Annotated in this window: 23 protein-coding genes; 19 read left to right on the top strand and 4 right to left on the bottom strand. The window is 71.2% G+C overall.

Features of this window, described 5'->3' with window-relative positions; all coding sequences use genetic code 11:
• Positions 1-39 precede the first annotated feature (39 nt).
• The 14 genes from RFN52_RS07775 to RFN52_RS07710 all read left to right on the top strand — a co-directional run bounded on the left by RFN52_RS07775 (position 40) and on the right by RFN52_RS07710 (position 13,644).
• A complete protein-coding gene (locus tag RFN52_RS07775; RefSeq protein ID WP_030848632.1) occupies positions 40-411 on the top strand; it encodes an FKBP-type peptidyl-prolyl cis-trans isomerase in 372 nt (123 codons plus the stop codon).
• Positions 412-539: 128 nt separating this feature from the next.
• On the top strand, positions 540-1,517 hold the full coding sequence (locus RFN52_RS07770; protein WP_184844169.1) for a helix-turn-helix transcriptional regulator: 978 nt from the start codon (positions 540-542) through the stop codon (positions 1,515-1,517).
• A 15-nt stretch (positions 1,518-1,532) separates the two neighbouring features.
• On the top strand, positions 1,533-2,606 hold the full coding sequence (locus RFN52_RS07765) for a helix-turn-helix transcriptional regulator (RefSeq protein WP_184844167.1): 1,074 nt from the start codon (positions 1,533-1,535) through the stop codon (positions 2,604-2,606).
• Positions 2,607-2,706: 100 nt separating this feature from the next.
• A complete protein-coding gene (locus RFN52_RS07760) occupies positions 2,707-3,000 on the top strand; it encodes a hypothetical protein (protein WP_184844165.1) in 294 nt (97 codons plus the stop codon).
• 44 nt (positions 3,001-3,044) lie between these two features.
• The gene (locus RFN52_RS07755; protein ID WP_033311910.1) at positions 3,045-3,239 is read left to right on the top strand and encodes a hypothetical protein; all 195 of its coding nucleotides are present in this window, start codon (positions 3,045-3,047) and stop codon (positions 3,237-3,239) included.
• Positions 3,240-3,497: 258 nt separating this feature from the next.
• On the top strand, positions 3,498-3,779 hold the full coding sequence (gene tatA, locus RFN52_RS07750; RefSeq protein WP_033311911.1) for a Sec-independent protein translocase subunit TatA: 282 nt from the start codon (positions 3,498-3,500) through the stop codon (positions 3,777-3,779).
• Between the two features lie 47 nt (positions 3,780-3,826).
• Positions 3,827-4,789, top strand: coding sequence for a twin-arginine translocase subunit TatC (tatC, locus tag RFN52_RS07745; protein ID WP_184844163.1), 963 nt, complete (start codon positions 3,827-3,829; stop codon positions 4,787-4,789).
• Between the two features lie 31 nt (positions 4,790-4,820).
• Complete coding sequence (locus RFN52_RS07740; protein ID WP_184844161.1) at positions 4,821-5,711, top strand: diacylglycerol kinase; 891 nt, start codon at positions 4,821-4,823, stop codon at positions 5,709-5,711.
• A 40-nt stretch (positions 5,712-5,751) separates the two neighbouring features.
• Positions 5,752-8,601: a DEAD/DEAH box helicase gene (locus tag RFN52_RS07735; protein WP_184844159.1), complete on the top strand. Its 2,850-nt coding sequence runs from the start codon at positions 5,752-5,754 to the stop codon at positions 8,599-8,601.
• A 399-nt stretch (positions 8,602-9,000) separates the two neighbouring features.
• Positions 9,001-10,644 (top strand): sensor histidine kinase, encoded by a 1,644-nt coding sequence (locus RFN52_RS07730; protein WP_184844157.1) that lies wholly within the window; start codon positions 9,001-9,003, stop codon positions 10,642-10,644.
• Entirely contained in the window at positions 10,641-11,048 is a 408-nt protein-coding gene (locus RFN52_RS07725; RefSeq protein ID WP_030848665.1) for a roadblock/LC7 domain-containing protein, read from the top strand. Before RFN52_RS07730 ends, RFN52_RS07725 begins: the two co-directional genes overlap by 4 nt.
• On the top strand, positions 11,045-11,443 hold the full coding sequence (locus RFN52_RS07720) for a DUF742 domain-containing protein (RefSeq protein ID WP_184844154.1): 399 nt from the start codon (positions 11,045-11,047) through the stop codon (positions 11,441-11,443). The genes RFN52_RS07725 and RFN52_RS07720 overlap by 4 nt, the downstream gene beginning before the upstream one ends.
• The gene (locus tag RFN52_RS07715) at positions 11,424-12,044 is read left to right on the top strand and encodes a GTP-binding protein (RefSeq protein WP_184844152.1); all 621 of its coding nucleotides are present in this window, start codon (positions 11,424-11,426) and stop codon (positions 12,042-12,044) included. Before RFN52_RS07720 ends, RFN52_RS07715 begins: the two co-directional genes overlap by 20 nt.
• A gap of 61 nt (positions 12,045-12,105) precedes the next feature.
• Positions 12,106-13,644, top strand: a complete 1,539-nt coding sequence (locus tag RFN52_RS07710; protein WP_184844149.1) for a cytochrome P450 — start codon at positions 12,106-12,108, stop codon at positions 13,642-13,644.
• On the opposite strand, the gene RFN52_RS07705 is transcribed toward RFN52_RS07710, so the two are convergent.
• Positions 13,638-14,630: an RluA family pseudouridine synthase gene (locus RFN52_RS07705; RefSeq protein ID WP_184844146.1), complete on the bottom strand. Its 993-nt coding sequence runs from the start codon at positions 14,628-14,630 to the stop codon at positions 13,638-13,640. The two genes, RFN52_RS07710 and RFN52_RS07705, sit on opposite strands and share 7 nt — an antisense overlap.
• Before the next feature lie 80 nt (positions 14,631-14,710).
• Here RFN52_RS07705 and RFN52_RS07700 point away from each other — a divergent pair, with 80 nt between their 5' ends.
• Positions 14,711-15,307 (top strand): GNAT family N-acetyltransferase, encoded by a 597-nt coding sequence (locus tag RFN52_RS07700; protein WP_184844143.1) that lies wholly within the window; start codon positions 14,711-14,713, stop codon positions 15,305-15,307.
• 17 nt (positions 15,308-15,324) lie between these two features.
• Here RFN52_RS07700 and RFN52_RS07695 read toward each other — a convergent pair whose 3' ends face one another.
• Both RFN52_RS07695 and RFN52_RS07690 read right to left on the bottom strand, forming a co-directional pair.
• Positions 15,325-16,167, bottom strand: coding sequence for a siderophore-interacting protein (locus RFN52_RS07695; RefSeq protein ID WP_184844140.1), 843 nt, complete (start codon positions 16,165-16,167; stop codon positions 15,325-15,327).
• A 103-nt stretch (positions 16,168-16,270) separates the two neighbouring features.
• Positions 16,271-17,200 (bottom strand): 5'-3' exonuclease, encoded by a 930-nt coding sequence (locus RFN52_RS07690; RefSeq protein WP_229856919.1) that lies wholly within the window; start codon positions 17,198-17,200, stop codon positions 16,271-16,273.
• A gap of 170 nt (positions 17,201-17,370) precedes the next feature.
• On the opposite strand from RFN52_RS07690, the gene RFN52_RS07685 reads away from it, so the two are divergent.
• The 4 genes from RFN52_RS07685 (at position 17,371) to RFN52_RS07670 (ending at position 22,686) form a co-directional block, all read left to right on the top strand.
• A complete protein-coding gene (locus tag RFN52_RS07685; protein WP_184844135.1) occupies positions 17,371-18,462 on the top strand; it encodes a quaternary amine ABC transporter ATP-binding protein in 1,092 nt (363 codons plus the stop codon).
• Positions 18,455-21,070 carry an ABC transporter permease/substrate binding protein gene (locus tag RFN52_RS07680; protein ID WP_184844132.1) on the top strand — a complete coding sequence of 872 codons (2,616 nt, stop codon included), beginning with the start codon at positions 18,455-18,457 and terminating at the stop codon, positions 21,068-21,070. The genes RFN52_RS07685 and RFN52_RS07680 overlap by 8 nt, the downstream gene beginning before the upstream one ends.
• Positions 21,071-21,400: 330 nt before the next feature.
• Positions 21,401-21,970, top strand: a complete 570-nt coding sequence (locus tag RFN52_RS07675) for a helix-turn-helix domain-containing protein (protein WP_184844129.1) — start codon at positions 21,401-21,403, stop codon at positions 21,968-21,970.
• The gene (locus RFN52_RS07670; protein ID WP_184844126.1) at positions 21,967-22,686 is read left to right on the top strand and encodes a helical backbone metal receptor; all 720 of its coding nucleotides are present in this window, start codon (positions 21,967-21,969) and stop codon (positions 22,684-22,686) included. Before RFN52_RS07675 ends, RFN52_RS07670 begins: the two co-directional genes overlap by 4 nt.
• On the opposite strand, the gene RFN52_RS07665 is transcribed toward RFN52_RS07670, so the two are convergent.
• Entirely contained in the window at positions 22,598-23,749 is a 1,152-nt protein-coding gene (locus RFN52_RS07665) for a TDT family transporter (RefSeq protein WP_184844122.1), read from the bottom strand. The genes RFN52_RS07670 and RFN52_RS07665 overlap by 89 nt on opposite strands.
• Between the last annotated feature and the right edge of the window lie 7 nt (positions 23,750-23,756).

Raw genomic sequence — 23,756 nt, 5'->3', positions numbered from 1 at the left:
ACTGTCCCCGACGCAGGTCACGTAACAAGGAGAGATGAAGTGAGCATCGACAAGCCCGAGATCGACTTCCCGGGCGGCGAGCCCCCGGCGGACCTCGAGATCAAGGACATCTGGGAGGGCGACGGCCCGGTCGCGCAGGCCGGCCAGACCGTCACCGTGCACTACGTGGGTGTCTCCTTCAGCACGGGCGAGGAGTTCGACGCCAGCTGGAACCGCGGCACCCCGTTCCGCTTCCCGCTGGGCGGCGGCCGGGTCATCAAGGGCTGGGACCAGGGCGTGCAGGGCATGAAGGTCGGCGGCCGCCGCCAGCTGACCATCCCCGCCCACCTCGCGTACGGCAACCAGAGCCCGTCGCCTCTGATCAAGGCCGGCGAGACGCTGATCTTCGTGGTCGACCTGCTCGGGGTCTGAGCAAGCTCCGACAGACTCGATCATGTGGGGCCCATGCCTGTTCGGGCATGGGCCCTCGGCTTTTGCCGTGCCACCGTGTGGCGGTACGGTCATCGCTCGTAAGCACCATAGGGAGGCGAAGCGCGTCGATGGCCATTGCCAAGGCGGAGCGGCTCATGAATCTGGCGCTGTGTCTGCTCGGGACACGGCGGCCGCTCAGCAAGCGTGAGCTGCGCGACTCCATCGAGGCCTACGTCGAGGCCTTCGGGCCGGGCAACGGCGCGTCCGGCTCCGATGATTCCTTCAATCGCATGTTCGAGCGCGACAAGGACGACCTGCGTGAACTCGGGCTGGTCATCGAGACCGTCGAGAGCCTCGACGGCGAGATCGGCTACATGGCCCGCCGCGACAGCAACCGCCTCCCGCCCATCACCCTGGACGCCGAGGAGGCCGCCGCCCTCGGGCTCGCCGCCAAGGTGTGGCAGCAGGCCCGGCTCGCCGGAGCGGCCAGCGGCGCCCTGCAGAAGCTGCGCGCGGCCGGACTCCCCGAGGACGTCGACCCGTACGGGTCGCACGGCGCGCTGGAGCCGCGCATCCCCGTGCACGAGGCCGCCTTCGAGCCGCTGATGCTGGCCTGCCGGGACCGCCGGCCCGTCGCCTTCGACTACCGCAAGGCCACGGCGGCCCACCCGGAGCAGCGGCATGTGGAGCCCTGGGCGCTGGAGTGCTGGCGGGGGCACTGGTACCTGGCGGGCTGGGACCGCGACCGGGGCGCCGAGCGGGTCTTCCGGCTGTCGCGGATCACCGGCAAGGTCCGCTCGCGCGGCGGCCGGTACACCGCTGACGTGCCGGACGTCGTCACCGTCCGGGAGACTGTGGCGAGCTGGGCCGGTGAGGTCGCCGACCGCTCGGCGCGGATCCGGCTGCGTGCGGGCGCGGGCTACCCCCTTCGGGCGAAGGCCACCTCCGTCCGGGAACTCGGCGACGGCTGGGACGAGTTGGAGATTCCGTACGGCCACGGGCTGGACGCCTGGCTGGTGGAGTTCGGGCCGGATGTGGTCGTCCTGGAGCCCGCCGAGCTGCGGGCCGACGTGGTGGACCGGCTGCGGGCCGTGGCCAAGGGCTGAGGGGGAGCGGAAACAGTGGCAGGCAAACCGGTCAGGCCCGTGAACGCCATCGACCAGACCCGGCGGATGCTCTCGCTGGTGACGTATCTGAAGGAGCGCCCCGGAGCCCGGGTCGAGGACGTCGCGCGCGCCTTCGGTATCAGCGAGGACGAGCTGGTCTCCGACCTCGACGTGCTGCCCATGTGCGGCACCAGCTTCCGCGGCGGCGACCTGCTCGACATCGACACCGACGGCGAGCGCATCTGGTGGCACAACCCGGCAGCCCTCGCGGCGGAGGCCGCGGAGCCGCTCCGGCTCGCCGCCGACGAGGCCACGGCCCTGCTCGTCGCCGCCCGGGCGGTGTCCACGCTGCCCGGACTGCGTGAGAGCGACCGGCAGGCGCTGCTGCGGGCGACGGCCAAGGTGGAGACCGCGGCCGGTGAGGCGGCGGGTGCCAGCTCGCGCCTGTCGGTGACCTTCGAGTCCGAGGGCGGTGTCTTCGCGGACGTCGACCGGGCGATCGCCGAGCGCCGCCGGCTGTGGATCCGCTACTACTCGCCGGCGCGCGACGAGGTCACCGAGCGGGAGATCGACCCCATCCGCCTGGTCAGCGTCGGGCACACCTATGTCGAGGCCTGGTGCCGCCGCTCCGAGGCGCGCCGCACCTTCCGGCTCGACCGGGTCGCCGAGATCAAGATCCTTGACGAGCCGTCGGCTCCGCCGGAGATCGAGCTGCGGGACCTCTCCGAGGCCCTGGTGCAGCCCGCGGCCGAGGACCCGGAGGTCGTGGTCGAGGTCGGGCCCGGCGGCCGCTGGGTCGCGGAGTACTACCCGCACGACAGTGCGGATGAGCTGTCGGACGGCGGGCTGCGTATCACCCTGCGGACCCCCGACCCGGCGTCGCTCCGGCGTCTGGCCCTGCGGCTCGGGCGGGACGGCCGGATCGTCTCGCCGCCGGAGCTCGCCGACAGCGCCCGGCAGGCGGCCCGTGAGGCACTGGCGGCGTACGACGGGATCGAGGAGCGGACGGCTCGCGTCGCGGAGGCCGGCGCCGGCGGACCGCAGGCGGTGCACGCGCATCCGGACGGGCCCGGCGACGGGCCCGGGTGAGCCACCGGCGCCCGTCAGCGGTCCACGGCCGGTACGGCCGGACCGTGCCACCGGCCGTGGCGCCCCGGAGGCGTACCACCCCAGAAAGAGGAGCGAGGGCTTGAGCGAGTCGGCGACGTCCGGTGTGCGGGGCATGACGGTGGAGTCCGCGTTCGCCGGGATGAGAAGCGTGACCCCGGTCGTCTTCCGGGCGGGCTGCCCCGACTGCCGAGGGTGCTTCGAGCTGGCCGCGGGCGCCCTGCGCCTGGCCATCGGCGCCACGAGCCGCACCACCTTCTACTCCTTCACCTGCCCGGAGTGCGGCGCGTCCGTCCGCAAGCCCGCGGGGGAGCGGATCGTGGAGCTGCTCACCGGCGGCGGTGTGCGGACCCTCAGGCTGCACTCCACTGTCTAGGGCACTGGACGTCCGCCCGCCCGGGACCGTCTAGGCTCGGCGTCATGTTCTGGCCGATGTTCGCGGTTGCCGTGGGATTCGTGGGTCTCGTCGTGCTCGGGGTGCTCGCCGTGCGGGTGTTCGTGGAGGCACAGCGCCTGGGCAGGCAGGTCACGGACTCGGCGCGCCGTATCAACCGGGCCGCCGAGGATCTGGAGCGGGCGGCGGGGAGTGCGGCCCGGTCGGTGGACGCTCTGTGAGTGCCGCGGGCGGCGGCCATGAGTTGCTTTTGGGACACTTCGCCCTGTCACCTCGGCGGTTCGGACAGGTACTCTGCTGGTCGCGGCCCGGTTAACGAGGCACTGGTCGCGGACGGGAGTACGCACGGGGGATGCAGAGGGATTGCCTCACGTTCACCCCCGAGCGTTACGATCGCTGCCAGCACGATCGTTCGGACATGTGTCCGACCGGTCGGACAGCACCCCACCACAGCCGCCTCGGTGAGAAGGTAAAGACTTATGTTCGGAAGGCTCGGAGCCCCCGAGATCATTCTCATCCTCGTCGTCATCATCCTGCTGTTCGGCGCGAAGAAGCTTCCGGACATGGCTCGGTCGCTCGGCAAGTCCGCCCGCATCCTCAAGAGCGAGGCCAAGGCGATGAAGGACGAGAACAAGTCCTCCACGACCCCGGCCGGCCCGCCCAACAACGACGAGCCCTCGCAGCGCACCATCCAGGCAGCGCCCGGTGACGTGACCAGCTCGCGTCCGGTCAACGAGCCCACGGACACGACCAAGCGCTGACGCAGGGCCGGTGACCTCCGGCCCGCCGCACGAGATGGGAACGTGGGTTGCTGAAGTCTGCCCGCAAGCAGGAGAAGGATCCCGAGGGGCGGATGCCCCTCGCGGAGCACCTTCGCGAGCTCCGCAACCGGCTCGCCAAGGCGATGCTGGCGATCGTCGCCGTCACGGTCGTCGCCGCCTTCTTCTACAACGACATCATCAACTTGATCACCAAGCCGATCCTCGACTCGGTCGGCTGTGACAAGACCTTCGCCGAGCTGGCCAAGTCGCAGGCCGGCACGAAGCCCTGTGCGCAGATCACCATCAACGGCCTGCTCACCCCCTTCACGCTGGCGCTGAAGGTGTCGCTGATGGCCGGTGTCGTGCTGGCCTCGCCGGCCTGGCTCTATCAGCTCTGGGCCTTCGTCGCGCCGGGACTGCACCGGCACGAGCGGAAGTACGCCTACGCCTTCGTCGCCACGGGCGCCCCGCTGTTCCTCGTCGGCGCCTACTTCGCCTACACGGTGCTCCCCACCACGGCGAAGGTGCTCCTGGAGTTCACCCCGGGCGGCACGTCCAACCTCCTTCCGCTGGACGACCTGCTCGACCTGGTCATGCGGATGGTGCTCGTCTTCGGCCTCTCCTTCGAGCTGCCGCTGCTGCTGGTCATGCTCAACCTCACCGGGGTGCTCACCGGCCAGCGCATGCTCGGCTGGTGGCGCGGCATGATCATGGGCATCACGGTGTTCGCGGCCATCGCCACGCCCAGCACCGACCCGCTGACCATGCTGGCGCTCGCGGCACCGATCTGGATCCTGTACTTCGCCGCTGTCGCCTTCTCCCTGCTCAACGACCGTCGGCGCAGCCGTCGCGAGGCCCTGGGTCCCGCCGACGACGAGGCCTCCGAGCTGGATCTCTCCCCCGACGACATCGGCGAGATCGAGCCCGTGACGACCGGCCGGGCCGCGCTGCCCGAGCAGGCGGGCTCGGAGCGCTCGGACCGGGTCAACGGTTATGACGACGTGACCTGAAGACCGGCAGGAAGATCGTAGGGTCGGTCGCGTGACCAGCGAGATCACCCTCTTCGTCAACCCCACCGCGGGCCGCGGCCGGGGCGCCCACGCGGCGCAGCCGGCCGCTTCCGCGTTGCGGGCGGCCGGCTTCTCGGTCCGGACGGTCCTCGGGGAGGATGCCGCGGACGCCCTCGTACGCGCGCGGGCGGCGGTCGAGGGCGGCACGGGCGCGCTGATCGCCGTCGGCGGTGACGGCATGGCGTCCCTCGCGCTGCGGGCCGTCGCGGGCACCCGCACCCCCCTCGGCCTGGTCGCCGTCGGCACCGGCAACGACTTCGCCCGCGCCCTGGGCCTGCCCGTGCGGGAGCCCGCCGCCGCGGGCCGCATGATCGCCGACGCTCTCAAGTGCGGCCGGATCCGCGACATCGACCTCGGGCAGGTGGGCGACCGCTGGTTCGGCACGGTCCTGGCCTCCGGCTTCGACTCCCGCGTCAACGACCGTGGCAACCGCATGCGATGGCCCACCGGCCGCCTCAAGTACGACCTGGCGATGATCGCCGAACTCGCCGGGTTCCGGCCCGTCCCGTACCGGATACGCCTCGACGACGGAGAGGTCCGGGAGGTCGAGGCGACCCTCGTGGCCGTCGGCAACGGCTCCTCCTACGGCGGCGGCATGCGGATCTGCCCCGGCGCCGACCTGACCGACGGGCTGTTCGACATCACCGTCGTCGGGGACTGCAGCCGGGCGACGCTGCTGCGGGTGTTCCCGAGGGTGTACCGGGGCACGCACGTCGGCCATCCGAAGGTGACCGTGCTGCGGGCGGCCCGGGTCGAGATCGCCGCCGAGGACGTCACCGGCTACGCCGACGGCGAGCCGCTCGGCCCGCTGCCGCTGAGCGTGCGCTGCGTACGCGGGGGCGTGCGGGTCGTCGGCCCCTGAGCTGCGCGGATCCTGGGTTTCACAGGAACGGATCCGGATAATGATCGTCCTGTTGTCAGTGCGGCCCGGTACGCTCGAAAGCACGATGACAGAGGACCTCTCACCGGCCGAGCGGTACGCGGCAGCCCGCCTGCGGGCAGCCGAGCAGGCCACCGCGCTCGCGGGCTTCCGCGAGATGTACGACTTCGGTCTCGACCCCTTCCAGATCGAGGCCTGCCAGGCGCTCGAAGAAGGGAAGGGCGTGCTCGTCGCCGCGCCTACGGGCTCCGGCAAGACGATCGTCGGCGAGTTCGCCGTCCACCTCGCCCTCCGGCAGGGCAAGAAGTGCTTCTACACGACACCCATCAAGGCGCTGTCGAACCAGAAGTACGCCGACCTGTGCCGACGCTACGGCACGGACAAGGTGGGTCTGCTGACCGGCGACAACAGCGTCAACTCCGAGGCGCCGGTGGTCGTGATGACCACCGAGGTGCTGCGGAACATGCTGTACGCCGGCTCCCAGACCCTGTTGGGCCTCGGCTACGTGGTCATGGACGAGGTGCACTACCTCTCCGACCGGTTCCGCGGTGCCGTCTGGGAAGAGGTGATCATCCACCTCCCCGAGTCGGTCACGCTCGTCTCGCTCTCGGCGACCGTGTCGAACGCCGAGGAGTTCGGCGACTGGCTCGACACCGTCCGCGGCGACACCGAGGTGATCGTCTCCGAGCACCGGCCCGTGCCGCTGTTCCAGCACGTGCTGGCCGGGCGGCGGATGTACGACCTCTTCGAGGAGGGCGAGGGCCACAGGAAGGCCGTCAACCCCGACCTGACGCGCATGGCGCGCATGGAGGCGAGCCGACCGTCGTACCAGGACCGCCGGCGAGGCCGGTCCATGCGCGACGCCGACCGTGAGCGGGAGCGCCGCCAGCGCTCCCGGATCTGGACGCCGAGCCGGCCGGAGGTCATCGAGCGGCTCGACGCCGAGGGGCTGCTGCCCGCCATCACCTTCATCTTCAGCCGTGCGGCCTGCGAGGCCGCCGTCCAGCAGTGCCTGTACGCGGGGCTCCGGCTCAACGACGACGAGGCGCGCGGGCGCGTCCGCGCCCTGGTCGAGGAGCGCACGGCGTCCATCCCGACGGAGGACCTGCACGTCCTCGGCTACTACGAGTGGCTGGAGGGCCTGGAGCGCGGCATCGCGGCCCACCACGCGGGCATGCTGCCGACCTTCAAGGAGGTCGTCGAGGAGCTGTTCGTGCGCGGCCTGGTCAAGGCCGTGTTCGCCACCGAGACCCTCGCCCTCGGCATCAACATGCCCGCCCGCTCGGTGGTGCTGGAGAAGCTCGTCAAGTGGAACGGCGAGCAGCACGCGGACATCACCCCGGGCGAGTTCACCCAGCTGACCGGCCGGGCCGGGCGGCGCGGCATCGACGTCGAGGGCCACGCCGTCGTGCTCTGGCAGCGCGGCATGAGCCCCGAGCACCTCGCCGGCCTGGCCGGCACGCGCACGTACCCGCTGCGCTCCAGCTTCAAGCCGTCGTACAACATGGCGGTCAACCTGGTCGAGCAGTTCGGGCGGCACCGCTCGCGCGAGCTGCTGGAGACGTCGTTCGCGCAGTTCCAGGCGGACAAGTCGGTCGTCGGCATCTCCCGTCAGGTGCAGCGCAACGAGGAGGGCCTTGAGGGCTACAAGGCCTCCATGACCTGTCATCTCGGCGACTTCGAGGAGTACGCGCGGCTGCGCCGCGAGCTGAAGGACCGGGAGAACGAGATCGCCCGGCGGGGCGTGGCCCAGCGGCGCGCGGAGGCCGCCGTCGCGCTGGAGAAGCTGAAGCCCGGTGACGTCATCCACGTGCCCACCGGCAAGTACGCGGGCCTGGCGCTGGTCCTGGACCCGGGGCTGCCGGCGGGCCGGTCGAACGGCCACCGCGGCTTCGAGCACCACGACGGACCGCGCCCGCTGGTGCTGACCGCCGAGCGGCAGGTGAAGCGACTGGCGTCCATGGACTTCCCGGTGCCGGTCGAGCCGCTGGAGCGGATGCGGATCCCCAAGTCCTTCAACCCCCGCTCCCCGCAGTCCCGTCGGGACCTCGCGTCGGCGCTGCGCACCAAGGCCGGGCACATCCCCGCCGAGCGGCACCGCAAGCAGCGCTCCCAGGCCGCCGACGACCGCGAGATCGCCCGGCTGCGGACCGCGCTGCGCGCGCACCCCTGCCACGGCTGCAACGACCGTGAGGACCACGCCCGTTGGGCCGAGCGGTACCACCGGCTGCTGCGCGACACCTCGCAGCTGGAGCGGCGGATCGAGGGCCGTACGAACACGATCGCCCGGACGTTCGACCGCATCGTGGCGCTGCTGACCGAGCTGGACTATCTGCGCGCCGACGAGGTCACCGAGCACGGCAAGCGGCTCGCGCGGCTCTACGGCGAGCTGGACCTGCTCGCCAGCGAGTGTCTGCGCGAGGGTGTCTGGGAGGGCCTCGGTCCGGCCGAACTGGCCGCCTGCGTCTCGGCGTTGGTGTACGAGTCGCGGGTCGCGGACGACGCGATGGCCCCGAAGGTGCCGTCCGGCAAGGCCAAGGCCACGCTCGGCGAGATGGTGCGGATCTGGGGGCGGCTGGACGCGCTGGAGGAGGAGTTCCGGATCACCCAGACCGAGGGGGTCGGGCAGCGGGAGCCCGACCTCGGCTTCGCCTGGGCCGCGTACGAGTGGGCCTCCGGGAAGGGGCTCGACGAGGTGCTGCGCGAGGCGGAGATGCCGGCGGGGGACTTCGTGCGGTGGTGCAAGCAGGTCATCGATGTGCTGGGGCAGATCGCGGCGGCGGCTCCGCAGGGGTCCTCAGTTGTGAAGAACGCCCGCAAGGCCGTGGATCTGTTGCTGCGGGGTGTTGTCGCCTACTCGTCGGTGGGGTGATCGTTTGATGCGCGGGTGCCGGCCGTAGGCCGTTGCTCGCGCCCCGCGGCGGAGCCGCACCATGACACAGCCCCGCGCCCCCAGGAGACGCGTCGTACTGAGGCCCATTCACCCGTCACGGTGAGTGGGCTTTCGTATGCCTGTACGCCGTCACGTAACGCATTCGAACGATGTCGCAGCGTGCAATCGACCGAGCGTACTATCCCTTCGCGTCCGCTTTCCGGCAGTTGCTGAATATGACACAGCGATGATCCGGTCGGACTAAGCTCGCCCGCAGCGCACCGGCTTGAGATGAATTCGTGCGCTTGTTCCCCAATGTGTGGAAGATCCCGACAGCTTCATGACATACCCCCCTGCAAGTCCTCCCGAACCTCAGTCGACTCCTGTCAGAAGGCCCACATGGTGAGTGTCCAATCCCCTCCCGGTCGCCGTGAACTTCCCTACGCGCGCGTGCTGTTGCTGCCGGCCATAGTCATGGCCGCGGCGACCGGAGCCGCCGTCGCCCTGGTGGCGGAGCCGGCCCGGGGCGCCGTCGGCTGGTGCGGCGGCATCGCCACGGCACTCGTGCTCGCGACGGCGACCGAGGCGGTGCGCCGCGGCCGGGCGCTGCGCAACCAGCGTGCGGAGCACGCCCGGCACACCGCGCATCTGGAACAGCGGATCGCCGCCCACGAGAACGAACTGGTCCGCTTCTCCAGGGAGATCGTGCCCGCCGCGCTCGATCTGCTGCGCACCGGAGAATCCCCCAGGGAGGTCATCCGCAAGCTCGGCCTCGCCAGTCCCGTCTTCCGCAACCTCCCCGAACCGCAGGCCGAGACGCTGCTGACGGTCCTCAAGATCGTCGACCGCGAAGTGACCATGCGTGACGCCGCCGCGCGCTCCTTCGTCAGTGTCGCCCGCCGCGTCCAGGCGATCATCCACCAGCAGGCCGAGGAACTCCGGGAGATGGAGGAGGACCACGGCCGCAACCCGGAGGTCTTCGACGACCTGCTGCGCATCGACCACGGCAACGCCCTGATCGGCCGCCTGGCCGACTCCGTCTCCGTCCTCGGCGGCGGCCGCCCCGGACGGCAGTGGCCCGAGCCGGTTTCTCTCTACAGCACGCTGCGCGGCGCGATGTCCCGCATCCTGGAGTACCGGCGCATCCAGCTGTCCTCCATCGCCAAGATCAGCGTCAAGGGCATCTACGTCGAACCCGTCATCCACGCCGCCGCCGAACTCCTCGACAACGCCACGCGCTACTCGCCCCCGCAGACCAAGGTGCACGTCACCGCCACCGAGGTGCAGACCGGCGTCTGCATCGAGATCGAGGACGGCGGTGTCAACCTCAACGAGGAGGCACGCGCCCGGATCGAGGGCATGCTGGAGGCCGCCAAGGCGGGCGTCGACCTTCAGGACATCGGCGAGCACCCGCGCCTCGGCCTCGCCGTCGTGGGCCGTCTGTGCACGGCGTACAACATGCAGGTCTCGCTGCGCGCCTCCGCGTACGGCGGCGTCCGGGCCATCCTCATCGTGCCGAGCGAGATGATCACCCACGAGCCCGGTGTCGGACTCGCCCACGGCATCGGCGCCACCGGCATCCCCATGACCGTCGGCATCCCCGAGGGCCCGAAGCGCGCGCCCAAGAGGCGCCGCCCCACCAGCCCGAAGATCCCCGCCACGGTCTCCCTGGAGGACGACGACGTCCCCGAGGTCACCGAGTGGACGGCGAACGGCCTGCCGCAGCGCCGCAGCCGGGTGAAGACGCCGCTCGCCGAGCGACTCGCCCAGCAGGCGGCCAACGAGAAGGCCGACCGGGAGGCCGCCGAGCGCGGCGAGTACAACCCCTGGGCCGCGACACAGGAGCCCGAGACCAAGCCCCTGCGCGACATGTCGGCGCCCGACGCCCCCGGCAAGGGCCTGGAGGCCTTCTGGGAGGGGCTCAAGCAGGGCATCGAGCCCGGCACCCATCCGACCGACTTCATTCGCAACCCGACCAAGTACCTGCACCTGATCAACGACCCGGCTCCCACCGAGGCCGACGACGAGGGGGACCTCAAGTGATCCAGCAGCGAGGCAACTTCGACTGGATGCTCAAGCAACTCGCCGACGGCGTACCGGGCATCGAGATGATCGTGGTGCTCTCCGCCGACGGCCTGCGCATCGCCCGCTACGGCGGCGAGCCCGACGCGGCCGACCGGGTCGCCGCGGCCTGCGCCGGCCTGCAGTCCCTCGCGGGCAGCATCTGCCAGGAACTCACCGTGGGCGACGGCGAGATGAAGCTCGTCATGATCGAGATCGACCGCGGCTACTTCTACCTGATGGGCGCGGGCGCCAACGCCTTCCTGGCGGTCCTCTCCGACGTGCGGTGCGAACCCGGCCGGATGAGCGCGATGATGCGCGACCTGGTCGTCCGGATCGGCGGCCACCTCACCAGTCCGCCCCGGCGGAACGGGCAGATCGTATGACGCCTCCCCAACGCCAGAGGCGCGACCTTGTCCCGGAACCGACCCCGCCCCAGGAGGGCGACGGCAAACCCGGCAACCCGGAGCGGATGTACGTGGTGGCCGGCCCGGACGGTGAACGGGCCGAACTCGACCTGGTGACGTTAATCGTGGCGCGTGCCACGGACCCGCCGCCGTCAGCCTCTCCCGAGCAGGCGGCGCTGCTCCGACTCTGCGCCGCCCCCCTGTCCGTGGCCGAGCTGTCGGCCTACCTCCACCTGCCGTTCAGCGCGATGGGCGTGCTGCTCACCGAGTTGCTGACGGCGGAACTGGTACAGGCGCGCGCCCCGATCGTCCGCAAGGCGCGCTCCGACCGTTCCCTCCTCGAAGCGGTGATGAATGGACTTCAACGGCTCTGACACCATCCCGGGCCCCCGGACCGAGGACCAGCTGCCCCACACGGCACAGGCCGCGGCCAAGATCGTGATCGTGGGCGGCTTCGGCGTCGGCAAGACGACCATGGTCGGGTCGGTCAGCGAGATCACACCGCTGACCACCGAGGAGACCATGACGCAGGCCGGCATCGGTGTCGACGACAACTTCGGCTCCGCGTCCAAGACGGCCACCACCGTCGCCATGGACTTCGGCCGGATCAGCATCACCGACCAGCTGGTGCTGTACCTCTTCGGAACGCCCGGCCAGCAGCGCTTCTGGTTCCTGTGGAACGGCCTGTTCGAGGGTGCTCTCGGCGCGGTGGTGCTGGTCGACACCCGGCGGCTGGAGGTCAGCTTCGACGTCATGGGGCGGCTGGAGGAGCGCGGCGTGCCGTTCGTGGTCGCCATCAACTCCTTCCCCGACGCCCCTCGTTACGACGTCGAGGAGCTGCGCGCGGCCCTCGACCTCACGCCGGACATCCCGATCATCGAGTGCGACGCGCGGCGGAGGGCCTCCAGCCGCGACGTCCTGATGACCCTCATGCGCTTCCTGCACTCGCTCGCCATGACGGGCTCGCTCACCTGATCCGTGTCCGTCCACCCCACCTCTTCCCCCCTGACTCCTGGAAAGTTTCGGAGCGATCACTGTGACGCCTGAATCCCACGCCCCGACCAGTACGGACGACGACCTCCGGCCCGGCCCGCCCCCCGGATGCCCCGCGCACGGCCTCGGGCCCGGAGGGCTGCACCGGCTGCACGAGGCGGAGGACCTGGGAGCGCTGTACGAGCAACTGCGGGACCAGCACGGTCCCGTGGCGCCCGTGCTGCTCCACGACGACGTGCCGATGTGGATCGTCCTCGGCCACGCCGAGAACCTGCACATGGTGCGCTCGCCCTCGCAGTTCTGCCGGGACAGCCGTATCTGGAACCCGCTCAGGGAGGGCCTCGTCAAGCCCGACCACCCGCTGATGCCGCACATCGCCTGGCAGCCCATCGCCTCGCACGCCGAGGGCGACGAGCACAAGCGGCTGCGCGGCGCGGTCATGGGCGCCATCTCCACCATCGACTTCCGCAGCCTGCGCCGCTACATCAACCGCAGTACGCAGGTGATCGTCAACCGGTTCTGTGAAGCGGGCGAGGCGGACCTCGTCGGCCAGTTCACCGAGCACCTGCCGATGGCGGTCATGTGCGAGATCCTCGGCATGCCCGAGGAGTACAGCGACCGGCTCGTCGAGGCCGCCCGCGACGCCCTCAAGGGCACCGAGACGGCGATCGCCAGCCACTCCTACGTCATGGAAGCTCTGAGCCGGCTCACCGCCACCCGCCGCGCCCGGCCGGAGGAGGACCTCGCCAGCTATCTGATCACCCACCCGGCCCGGCTCACCGACGACGAGGTCAGGGAGCACCTGCGCCTGGTGCTCTTCGCCGCCTACGAGGCCACCACCAACCTGCTCTCCAACGTGCTGCTCACGGTCCTGATCGACCCGCGCTTCCGCGCCCAGCTCAACGGCGGCCAGATGACGGTGCCGGAGGCGGTGGAGCAGTCCCTGTGGAACGAGCCGCCGTTCAGCACGGTCTTCGCCTACTTCGCCAAGCAGGAGACCGAACTGGGCGGGCAGCGCATCCGCCGGGGCGACGGGCTGCTTTTCGCGCCGCTCCCGGCCAACGTCGACCCACGGGTGCGGCCGGACCTGAAGGCCAGCATGCAGGGCAACCGCTCCCACCTGGCCTTCGGCGGCGGACCGCACGAGTGCCCCGGGCAGGACATCGGCCGCTCCATCGCCGACGTGGGCGTCGACGCGCTGCTGATGCGGCTGCCCGATGTCGAACTCGACTGCGACGAGGAGGAGTTGCGCTGGACGGCGTCCATCGCCTCCCGGCACCTGGTGGAACTGCCGGTGCAGTTCGCGCCCAAGCCGCCCCAGGACGTGCAGGAGGTGCCGAACCACAAGCCGGTCGCCACGCAGCGCTCGGACTGGCAGATCGGCGTCGCGCAGCCGCAGGCGGCACCGGCCGCCGCACAGCCGCAGCCTGCCATCGCACAGCCGCAGCCTGCCGGCGCGCAGCCGCAGCCGGCCGCGGTGCAGCCCCAGCCGCTGTCGGGACAGCCGCAGCCCGCCGTCACGGAACCACCCCGCCGCAAGGGCGTCTGGCAGCGGTTCCTGAGCTGGTGGCGCGGCTACTGACCGTCTGACGGGCCGTCGTACGTCCCGGCGGCCCACCGGGCGTGGCACGCCCAGGCCGCGAGCACCCGGCCGCTGCGGAACCGGTGCTCCGCGCCCGTGACCGGGTCGGTGAACTCCAGTGACCGTGCCAGCAGCTGGAGCGGCCGGCGGAAGTCACCGGCCGGCCCGGGGGCGGTCACCTCCGGGTAGAGCGGGTCTCCGAGGATCGGCAGGCCGAGCGCGGCCATGTGGACGCGCAGCTGGTGCGTCTGGCCGGTGGCGGGCGCGAGCCGGTACCGGGCGAGTCCGCGGGGCTCCCCGGGCCGGTCGCGGTGTTCGACGAGTTCGACATGGCTCACGGCGTTGGGCTCGCCCGGGACCTCCCGGGCGGTGAGCACCCCCCGCTCCTTCACGATCCGGCTGCGCACGGTCCGGGGCAGGGGGAGGGCGGGGTCGTACGGGGCGACGGCCTCGTACTCCTTGCGGACCCGGCGGTCACGGAACAGCGTCTGGTAGGCGCCGCGCTCCTCGGGGCGGACGGTGAACAGCACGAGTCCCGCGGTGAGCCGGTCCAGACGGTGCGCCGCGGTGAGCGCCGGGAGGTCCAGCTCGCGGCGGAGCCGGGCCAGCGCGGTCTCGGCGACATGACGGCCGCGCGGGGTGGTGGCGAGGAAGTGCGGCTTGTCGGCGACGACGATGTGCTCGTCCCGGTGCACCACCTCCAGCGGGAAGGGCACCGGCACCTCGTCGGGCAGGGCCCGGTGGAACCAGACGAACAGTCCGGGCACGTAGGGGGCGTCCGCGGCGACGGGTTGCCCGTCCGCCCCGACGATCCGGCCCGCGTCGAACATGCCGTCGACGACCCCGGCACCCGCGCCGGAGAGCCGCTCCACCAGGTGCTCGCGCACCGTCCCCCAGGTCCCCGCGGCGGGCAGCCGTACCCGCACCGGGTCCACGCCGTGGCGCTGCGGCAGGGGAGAGGGCGGGGTGTGGCTCTTGCGTCTCATCGCGGCCCAGCGTACGAGGCCGGTGCGCGAGGGCGGAAAACCGGTGGGACCGCCCGGCCGGACCTTGTCAGGATGCGGGCATGCCGTTCCTCATCAGCCCGGTCCTGACCGCCGGGACGCTCGCAGGCCGCCCCCAACCCGCTCTCCCCGCCGACGGCGGGCTCCTGCTGCGCCCCTGGCGGGACGGGGACGCGCCCGCGGTGTACGACGTCTTCCAGGACCCTGTGATGCACCAGTGGCACGCCCGGGCCGCCGACTCCGTGGACGAGGCCGGTGACTGGATCCGTGAGTGGCACCAGGCGTGGAACGACGAGCGGGAGGCGCACTGGGCCGTGGCCGACGCGGGCTCCGACGCGCTCCTGGGCCGGGTGGCGCTGCGCGAGCTGCGGCTTCACGACGGGACGGCGGAGGTGGCGTACTGGACCGTCCCGGAGGTCCGCGGCCGGGGTGTCGCCGCCCGGGCCACGACCGCGCTCACCCGCTGGGCCCTCGACGAGGCCGGCTTCCACCGGCTTGAACTCCTGCACGCCGTGCGCAACGAGGCCTCGTGCCGCGTCGCCACCAGAACCGGCTTCGCCCTGGAGGGCACCAAGCGCAGTGCGGCCCTGCAGCCGGACGGTTGGCACGACATGCATCTGCACGCGCGGGTCGGCTCCCGCACAGGCCTTCCCTCGTGATCACGTGAGCGAGGTTCTCAGGCCGCGGACACGCTCTCCTGCTCCGCCTCGATCCGGGCGTTCCACTCGCGCTTGGACTTCTGCCAGCCGTCCTCGTTGTGGCCGCGGCGCCAGTAGCCGGAGATCGAGAGGGACTCGCGCGGGACGTGGCGCTCGACGCGCAGCAGATGGCGCAGCTGCTTGACGAAGTGCGCCTCGCCGTGGACGAAGGCGTGCACACGCCCCTCGGGGAACTCCAGGTTCCGTACGCTCTCGACCAGCGCCTCACCGAGCGGGCGTGCGCCGCGGTGCAGCCACACGACCTCCACGTCCGAGTCGATCTTCTGCTCCTCCTCGGGGCCGGAGATCTCCACGAAGGCATACGCTCTGGCCCCGCGCGGCAGCGCCTCCAGAGCGCAGGCGATCGCGGGCAGCGCGCTCTCGTCACCCGCGAACAGATGCCAGTCGGCGTCCGGGTCGGGCGCGTAGGCCCCACCGGGCCCCATGAAGTACACGGTCTCGCCCGGCTGGACGCGCGCGGCCCACGGACCGGCCAGGCCCTCGTCGCCGTGGATGACGAAGTCCAGCGTCAGCTCGCGGTGCTCGGCGTCCCACTGGCGAACCGTGTACGTCCGGGTCACCGGCCACTGGTCGCGCGGCAGCTCGTCCCGGACGCGCTGCAGGTTGAAGGGCTCCGCATAGGTGACGCCCGCGGGCGGGAACAGCAGCTTCACGTAATGGTCGGTGCACGTCTCCGCCGTGAAGTCGGCGAGGCCCTCGCCGCCGAGCACCACACGCTGCATGTGCGGAGTCAGCCGTTCGGTGCGGACGACCTGAGCGGAGTGTGCCCGGCGCGGCTGTCGTCCCGGTCGCTCAGCCATGAGGACCTCCCTGTCTCACATAGTTAGGGTTACCTAAGTTAGCACCTCGTCCCCCCATCACACCCCTTGTGCGGCGATCTCACGTCGTTCTCTTACGAAAGGGTCAGGTCGAGAGGGTCGTCAGCAGGCGCTCCAGTGACCCGCCCAGTCCCCAGCGGGCCGCCAGCGCCTCCAGTGCCGCCGGGTCGCGCGGCGCCCGCGGCAGTGCCGTGGAGACGTCCGGCAGGGGCACGTCGTCCGCGACCCGGACCACCTTCGGCGCGACCGCGAGATAGGGGCGCGCCTCGTCGAGCCGCCTGCGCTGCGTCGGCGTCAGCCTGGACCGCCGGTCCTCGACCGCCGCCAGGATCCCGGCCAGGTCACCGAACTCGGCCAGCAGCTTGGCGGCCGTCTTCTCACCCACGCCCGGCACGCCCGGCAGGCCGTCGCTGGGGTCGCCGCGCAGCAGGGCCAGATCCGCGTACCCGCTGCCGCCGACCCCATACTTCTCACGCAGCACCGCCTCATCGGTGTGCTGCAGGGTGCCCACGCCCTTCAGCGGGTACAGCACGCGCACCCCGCGCGCGTCGTCCACCAGCTGGTACAGGTCGCGGTCGCCCGTGACGATGTCGACCGGGCCCTTCGCCAGTGCCGTGAACGTGCCGATCACGTCGTCCGCCTCGTACCCGGCGACGCCCACGCGCGCGATGCCCACCGCGTCCAGCACCGCCTCGATGACCGGCACCTGCGGCGACAGGGTGTCGGGCACCTCCTCCTCGTCCGGGCCCACCGCGTGCTCCTCGGCGACGCGGTGCGCCTTGTAGGACGGGATCAGCTCCACCCGCCACTGGGGCCGCCAGTCGGCGTCCATGCAGGCCACGAGCTGGTCGGGCCTGTGGTCCCGGACCAGGCGGTCGATGAAGTCGAGCAGTCCGCGCACGGCGTTCACCGGAGTGCCGTCCGGGGCCCGGACCGAGTCCGGGACGCCGAAGTAGGCGCGGAAGTACAGGGAGGCGGTGTCGAGGAGCATCAGTCGTCCGGTCACGCCACGCATCATGCCGTACGCCGCCGACAGTCACCCGCCTCGAATGTGACGCGCCCCACTTGTGCGTTTGGGATAGGGGATCTCGGGGAGGCGCCGCCCCGGAGCGAGGCTGGTTGCGCATTTCAACTGTTTGCGCCGTGTCCTCGCTCTGTTCTGTTGCCAACGAAATAGAGGAACACGTGTCAGCGAGGCTTGAGGCAGAGAGCCTGTACAAGGTGTTCGGCAGGAGACCGGACCGGGCGGTCGAGCGGCTCCGCGGCGGAGCCGACCGGGACGAACTGCGGGCCGAGGGAGCGACCGCCGCCGTGATCGACGCGTCCTTCACGGTGGAGCCCGGCCAGATCTTCGTCGTCATGGGCCTCTCCGGCTCCGGCAAGTCCACCCTGCTGCGCATGCTGAACGGCCTGCTCGAACCCACCGCCGGACACGTGCGCTTCGACGGCCAGGACCTGACCACGCTCGGCGACCGTGAACTGCGCGAGGTCCGCTCCAGGAAGATCAGCATGGTCTTCCAGCACTTCGCGCTCTTCCCGCACCGCAGCGTGCGCGAGAACGCCGCCTACGGTCTGGAAGTGCAGGGCGTGCCCCGCGCCGAGCGCGCACGCCGCGCCGACGAGGCGCTCGCCCTGTGCGGCCTGGCCGGCTGGGAGAAGTCCTGGCCCGACGAGCTGTCCGGCGGCATGCAGCAGCGCGTCGGTCTCGCCCGCGCGCTCGCCACCGACGCCGACCTGCTGCTCATGGACGAGTCCTTCAGCGCCCTCGACCCGCTGATCCGCCGCGACATGCAGGACCAGCTGCTGGAGCTCCAGCAGAAGCTGAAGAAGACGATCGTCTTCATCACCCACGACCTGAACGAGGCCATGCGCCTGGGCGACCGCATCGCCGTCATGCGCGACGGCCGCATCGTCCAGATCGGCACCGCGCAGGACATCCTGCTGCGGCCGGAGAACGACTACGTCGCCTCCTTCACCCAGGACGTCGACCGCTCCCGCGTCCTGACCGCGGGCGAGCTCATGGACACCTCGGTCACCGCCGACGACCCCGGCTGCCACTGCGAGACCGCCACGCCCGACACCCCCTTCACGGAGCTGTGCGCCATCAGCGCCCGGCTCTCCCACCCCGTCCCGGTCGTGGACAAGGACAACAAGCAGGTCGGCGTCGTCCCCCGGCAGCGCCTGGTCGGCTTCCTCGGCGATGAGCAGGACGCCACCCCGCAGCCCTGCGACTCCCCGCAGGACAAGGGCGGAGAGAAGGTGACCGCCCGTGCCTAGGATCGAGCTCGGCAGCTGGGTCAACGACGGAGTCGACTGGCTCACCACCCACATGGCGTGGCTGTTCGACTTCTGCAAGACCGTCTTCCTCGGCCTCTACGACGGCATCAACGCCGTCCTCCAGGCCCCCGAACCGCTCCTCCTCGCCGGCATCTTCGCCGTGATCGCCTTCTGGCTGCGCGGCACCCTCGCCGGTGTCCTCACGTTCGTCGGATTCGCGTTCATCGACTCCCTCGAACTGTGGGAGAACGCGATGATCACCCTGGCGCTCGTCCTCGTGGCGACCGTCATCGCGCTGGTGATCGCCCTGCCCGTGGGCATCTGGGCGGCCCGCTCCGACCGCGTCAGCGGTCTGGTCCGGCCCGTGCTGGACTTCATGCAGACGCTGCCCGCGATGATCTACCTCATCCCGGCGATCCTGTTCTTCGGCACCGGCGCCCCCGCCGGCATCGTCGCCACCCTGATCTTCGCGCTCGCCCCGGGCGTGCGCATGACCGAGCTGGGCATCCGGCAGGTCGACAAGGAACTGGTCGAGGCGGCCGAGGCGTTCGGCACCACGCCCCGCAACACGCTGCTGCGCGTCCTGCTGCCGCTCGCCCTGCCCACCGTCATGGCTGGCGTCAACCAGGTCATCATGCTCGGCCTGTCCATGGCCGCGATCGCCGGCATGGTCGGCACCGGCGGACTCGGCGGCGACGTCAACGAGGCCATCGGCCAGCTCAACGTGGGCCTCGGCTCCGAGGCCGGTGTGGCGATCGTGATCCTCGCGATCTACCTGGACCGCATGACCAGCGCCCTCGGCACCCAGGTCTCCCCGCTCGGCCGCCGCGCCGCCGCCAAGCTGCGCGCCACCCAGGGGCTGAAGATCTGGTCCTACCGGCCGCGCCCGGTCGTCGCCGTGATCGGCGTCGTCGTCCTCGCGCTCACCGCGGGCGGCATGGGCGTCCTCGGCGGCGGCACCGGCACCGAGGCCGCGGCGGGCGGCAAGAACGTCGGCCAGGGCAAGAAGATCAGCATCGGCTACATTCCCTGGGACGAGGGCGTCGCCTCCACCTTCCTGTGGAAGGAGGTCCTGGAACAGCGCGGCTACGAGGTCGAGGCCAAGCAGTTCGACGCGGGCCCGCTGTACACCTCCCTCGCCCAGGGCGACGTCGACTTCCAGACCGACTCCTGGCTGCCCACGACCCACGCCCAGTACTGGAAGAAGTACGGCAAGCAGCTCGACGACCTCGGCTCCTGGTACGACAAGACGTCCCTGGAGCTCTCCGTGCCCGCCTACATGAAGGGCATCGACTCCCTGGCGGACCTCAAGGGCAAGGCGTCGCAGTTCGGCGGCAAGATCACCGGCATCGAGGCCGGCGCCGGCGAGATGGCCCTGCTGAAGAGCAAGGTCCTCAAGGAGTACGGCCTCGACAAGGAGTACAAGGTCGTCGACAGCTCCACGCCCGCGATGCTGGCCGAGCTGAAGCGCGCCTACGCCCAGAAGAAGCCGATCGTCGTCACGCTCTGGTCGCCGCACTGGGCGTACAACGACTACGACCTCAAGAAGCTCAAGGACCCCAAGGGCGCCTGGGGCGAGGGCGACGGCGTGCACACCCTGTCCCGCAAGGGCTTCGCCGACGACGACCCCACGGTCGCCGAGTGGCTGAAGAACTTCAGCATGAGCGAGAAGCAGCTCACCAGCCTCGAAGCCGAGATCAACAAGGCGGGCAAGGGCAACCAGCAGGACGCCGTGCGCGCCTGGCTCAAGCAGAACCCCGGCTTCGCCGACAAGATGGCCCCGGTGAAGAACGCCGGGGGCAGCACGCCCGCCGAGGCGAAGCGGCCCCTGGACGTCGCCTGGTTCCCCTGGGACGAGGACATCGCCGTCACCTACCTGTGGAAGAACGTCCTGGAGCGGCGCGGCTACCGGCTGAACCTGAAGCAGATGGACGTCGGCCCGGTCTACACGGGTCTGGCCTCGGGCGATCTCGACCTCAACTTCGACGCCTGGCTGCCCTACGCCCAGAAGAACTACTGGGACAAGAACAAGGACCGCCTCAAGGACCTCGGCACCTGGTACCGACCGACCTCCCTGGAGATCGCCGTGCCGTCCTACGTCAAGGGCGTCGACTCCCTGGAGGACCTCAAGGGCAAGTCCTCCACCTTCAAGGGGAAGATCATCGGCATCGAGCCCGGCACCGGGGAGATGGACCTCGCGAAGAACAAGGTCCTGCCCGCCTACGGCCTGGACAAGGAGTACGAGGTCGTCGACGGCTCCACGCCCGCGATGCTGGCCGAGCTGAAGCGCGCCTACGCCAAGAAGGAGCCCATCGCCGTCACCCTCTGGTCGCCGCACTGGGCGTACAGCGACTACGAGCTGACCAAGCTGAAGGACCCCGAGAAGGCCTTCGGCGAGGGCAACACGATCCGCACCATCTCCAACGAGGAGTTCCCGGAGCAGTACCCGCAGCTCACGAAGTGGATCAAGAACTTCACGATGAGCGAGGGCGAGCTCGGCAGCCTGGAGAGCGAGATCAAGGACCGCGGCCAGGGCCACGAGGAAGAGGCTGTGGCCGAGTGGCTCGAGAAGCACCCGGGCATGGTGCAGCGCATGACACCGCAGTAGGGTTCCGGGGTGGGACGCGCGACACGCCGCGTCCCACCCGGCCCCCGGTCCACGAGCGGGATCCGGACAACCACAGAGCGCTACGCCACCCCCAGAACCCCCTCTCCCCGCCTGTTCCTCCAACAGACGGAAGGCCTGCCCGCCCCCTTCGGCGGCGGATCGCCTGGCGTGAAGTGTGAGGTCGCGCACCGTCCCGTATGACGTCGATGTGACGGGCGCAGGAAACGGTTTGCCGAACATGCGTAGGGTGCAGACAACTCAACAGGAGCAGTGCGCCGGGACACCGCCGCACGGGGCGCGGACGGACGGGCGAAGGAGGGAGCCGGAGCGATGGGCGACCACAAAGAGCAACCCCTTCGGGTGGGCGCGGCCGTGCGCCGACGGCGCCGCGCGCTGGAGCTCACCCTCGCCGTCGTGTCCGCGCGCAGTGGCCTGTCCGTCCCCTTCCTGAGCCAGATCGAGAACGACCGGGCGCGGCCCAGCACCAGCTCCCTGGAGAAGGTCGCCGACGCCCTGCGCACCACGGCGGTGGAGCTCCTCGCCGCGGCCGACCCGGCGTGCAGCGTGGACGTCGTCCGCGGCGACGGCAGCGAGCCGCTGTCCCGGCCCCGGTCCCGCTCCCTGGTCCGCGGTCACCACCAGATGCACGCCTCCGAGTTCACCGGCGACCACGATGCGGGCCGTGAATTTCAGTACCGCAACGACCAGTTGATGTACGTCGCCGACGGCGCGGTGGAGATCGAGGCGGAGGGCCGCGCCTACCGCCTGGGCCGCGGCGACACGCTGTACCTGACCGGCGGCGTGCGGCATCGCTGGCGGGCGGCCGAGTCGGACACCCGCGTGATCGTGGTCGCCGTGGCGGAGCACATCGAGGCGGTCCGGGACCGGCCACGCCGGTGAGGGTGGTCTCGCTGGTCCCCTCGCTGACCGAGGCCGTGGCCCGGTCCGCGCCCCGAACCCTGGCCGGCGCCACCGACTGGTGCACGCATCCCCCCGGCCTGGACGTCGTACGTGTCGGCGGGACCAAGAACCCGAAGACCGACCGGATCCTGTCCCTCGCGCCCGATCTGGTCATCGCCAACGAGGAGGAGAACCGCGCACCCGACCTCGCGGCCCTGCGCGCGGCGGGCGTCGAGGTCCTGGTGACGGAGATCCGCGACGTGCCGCAGGCCTTCCGGGAACTGGCCCGGGTGCTCGACGCCTGCGGGGTGCCGGCCCGGCCGCGCTGGCTGGACGAGGCGGAGCAGACCTGGTCGTCGCTGCCGGAGCCGCAGACGCGGCTCACCGCGGTCGTACCGATCTGGCGCCGGCCGTGGATGGTCCTGGGCCGCGACACCTTCGCCGGTGACGTCCTCGCCCGCCTCGGCGTCGATCACGCGTACGCGACGCACCCCGACCGCTACCCCCGCATCGCACTGGAGGAACTGCGCGCCTGCGCACCGGACGTGGTGGTCCTCCCGGACGAGCCGTACCGCTTCACCGCCGACGACGGCCCGGAGGCCTTCCCCGGCCTGCCCTGCGCGCTCGTCAGCGGACGGCACCTGACGTGGTACGGACCGTCACTGGCCGAGGCGCCGCGGGTACTGGGCCGGGCCCTGCGAGCAGCTCGCCCCTGAGCAGCCCGCGCGCGGTCCCCACGACGGCGGTGCCCCACGCCGCGACCAGCACCGTGAACAGCACGACCGCCGGACCCGCGTAGGCCACGAGCCCGGTGTGCCGGGCCAGCGCCTCGGCGCCCGTGACGCAGGTGCCGACCGGGAAGGTGAACGACCACCAGGTCATCGAGAACCGCATGCCGTGCCGCCGGGCGCGCAGCACATGGGCGGCGGCCAGGCAGAACCACAGCAGCGCGAACCCCATCACGGGCACGCCGTACAGCACGGCGAGAGCTCCGAAACCCTCGCTGTACGGCTCCGGTACGACCCCCGGCGCGACATCCGCGAAGGCACCCACGGCCGTCGTGGACTGCCCGAGCGGGCCCAGCACCAGGAACAGCGTCGGGGTGAGGGCGAGAGGCAGCGGTCCGCCGGTGAGCGACCGGGCGAAGACCAGCGGCAGCATGACCAGGGTCGCGAGCAGGCTCAGCCCGAACAGGGCGAAGCAGACGAACAGCAGCGTCTCTTGGGCCTGACCGGGCGGCAGATGCGGCACCAGCAGCGGCCCGACGGCGGCGGACACCATGGGCGCGACGAGCGGCAGCAGCCACACGGGCGTGGCCTGCCCCGGCTCCACCCGATGCCGTACGGCCATCAGATACGGCACGGCGACGGCCGCGGCCAGACCGGTCACCGTGCCGGCGGTGAACAGCACGGCGTCGAGCGCCACGGCCGCCCGCAGGCCGATCAGGTCCCGGCCGACGGTGAGGGCACCGCCGCCCACGGCCAGCAGGGCCATGGCGAGGCAGCCGTAGAAGGGTGCCGTCGCCGGGTCGAGGAGGTGGGCGCGGGCCTGGTCCCGGTGCCGGTTCCAGTGCGCGGCCCGACCCGCGAGCAGGACCAGCAGCAGGACGAGCGACAGGGCCCACACCCCCACGAGCACGCCGCGCAGCCCCGGGACGTGCGATGGGAGGGAGGCTCCGGCGGTGGCGACGACGGCGGTGCCCATCACGGTGGCGTACCAGTTGGGTCCGAGGTGACGGACGGAGAGCGGGTGCGCGAGGGGCTGGGCTGCGGTGACCATGACTCCA

This window comes from Streptomyces collinus (genome assembly GCF_031348265.1).
Classification (GTDB): Bacteria; Actinomycetota; Actinomycetes; order Streptomycetales; family Streptomycetaceae; genus Streptomyces; species Streptomyces collinus.
Note: the sequence above shows the minus strand (reverse complement) of the source record. Positions and strands in the feature narration are given on the sequence as shown.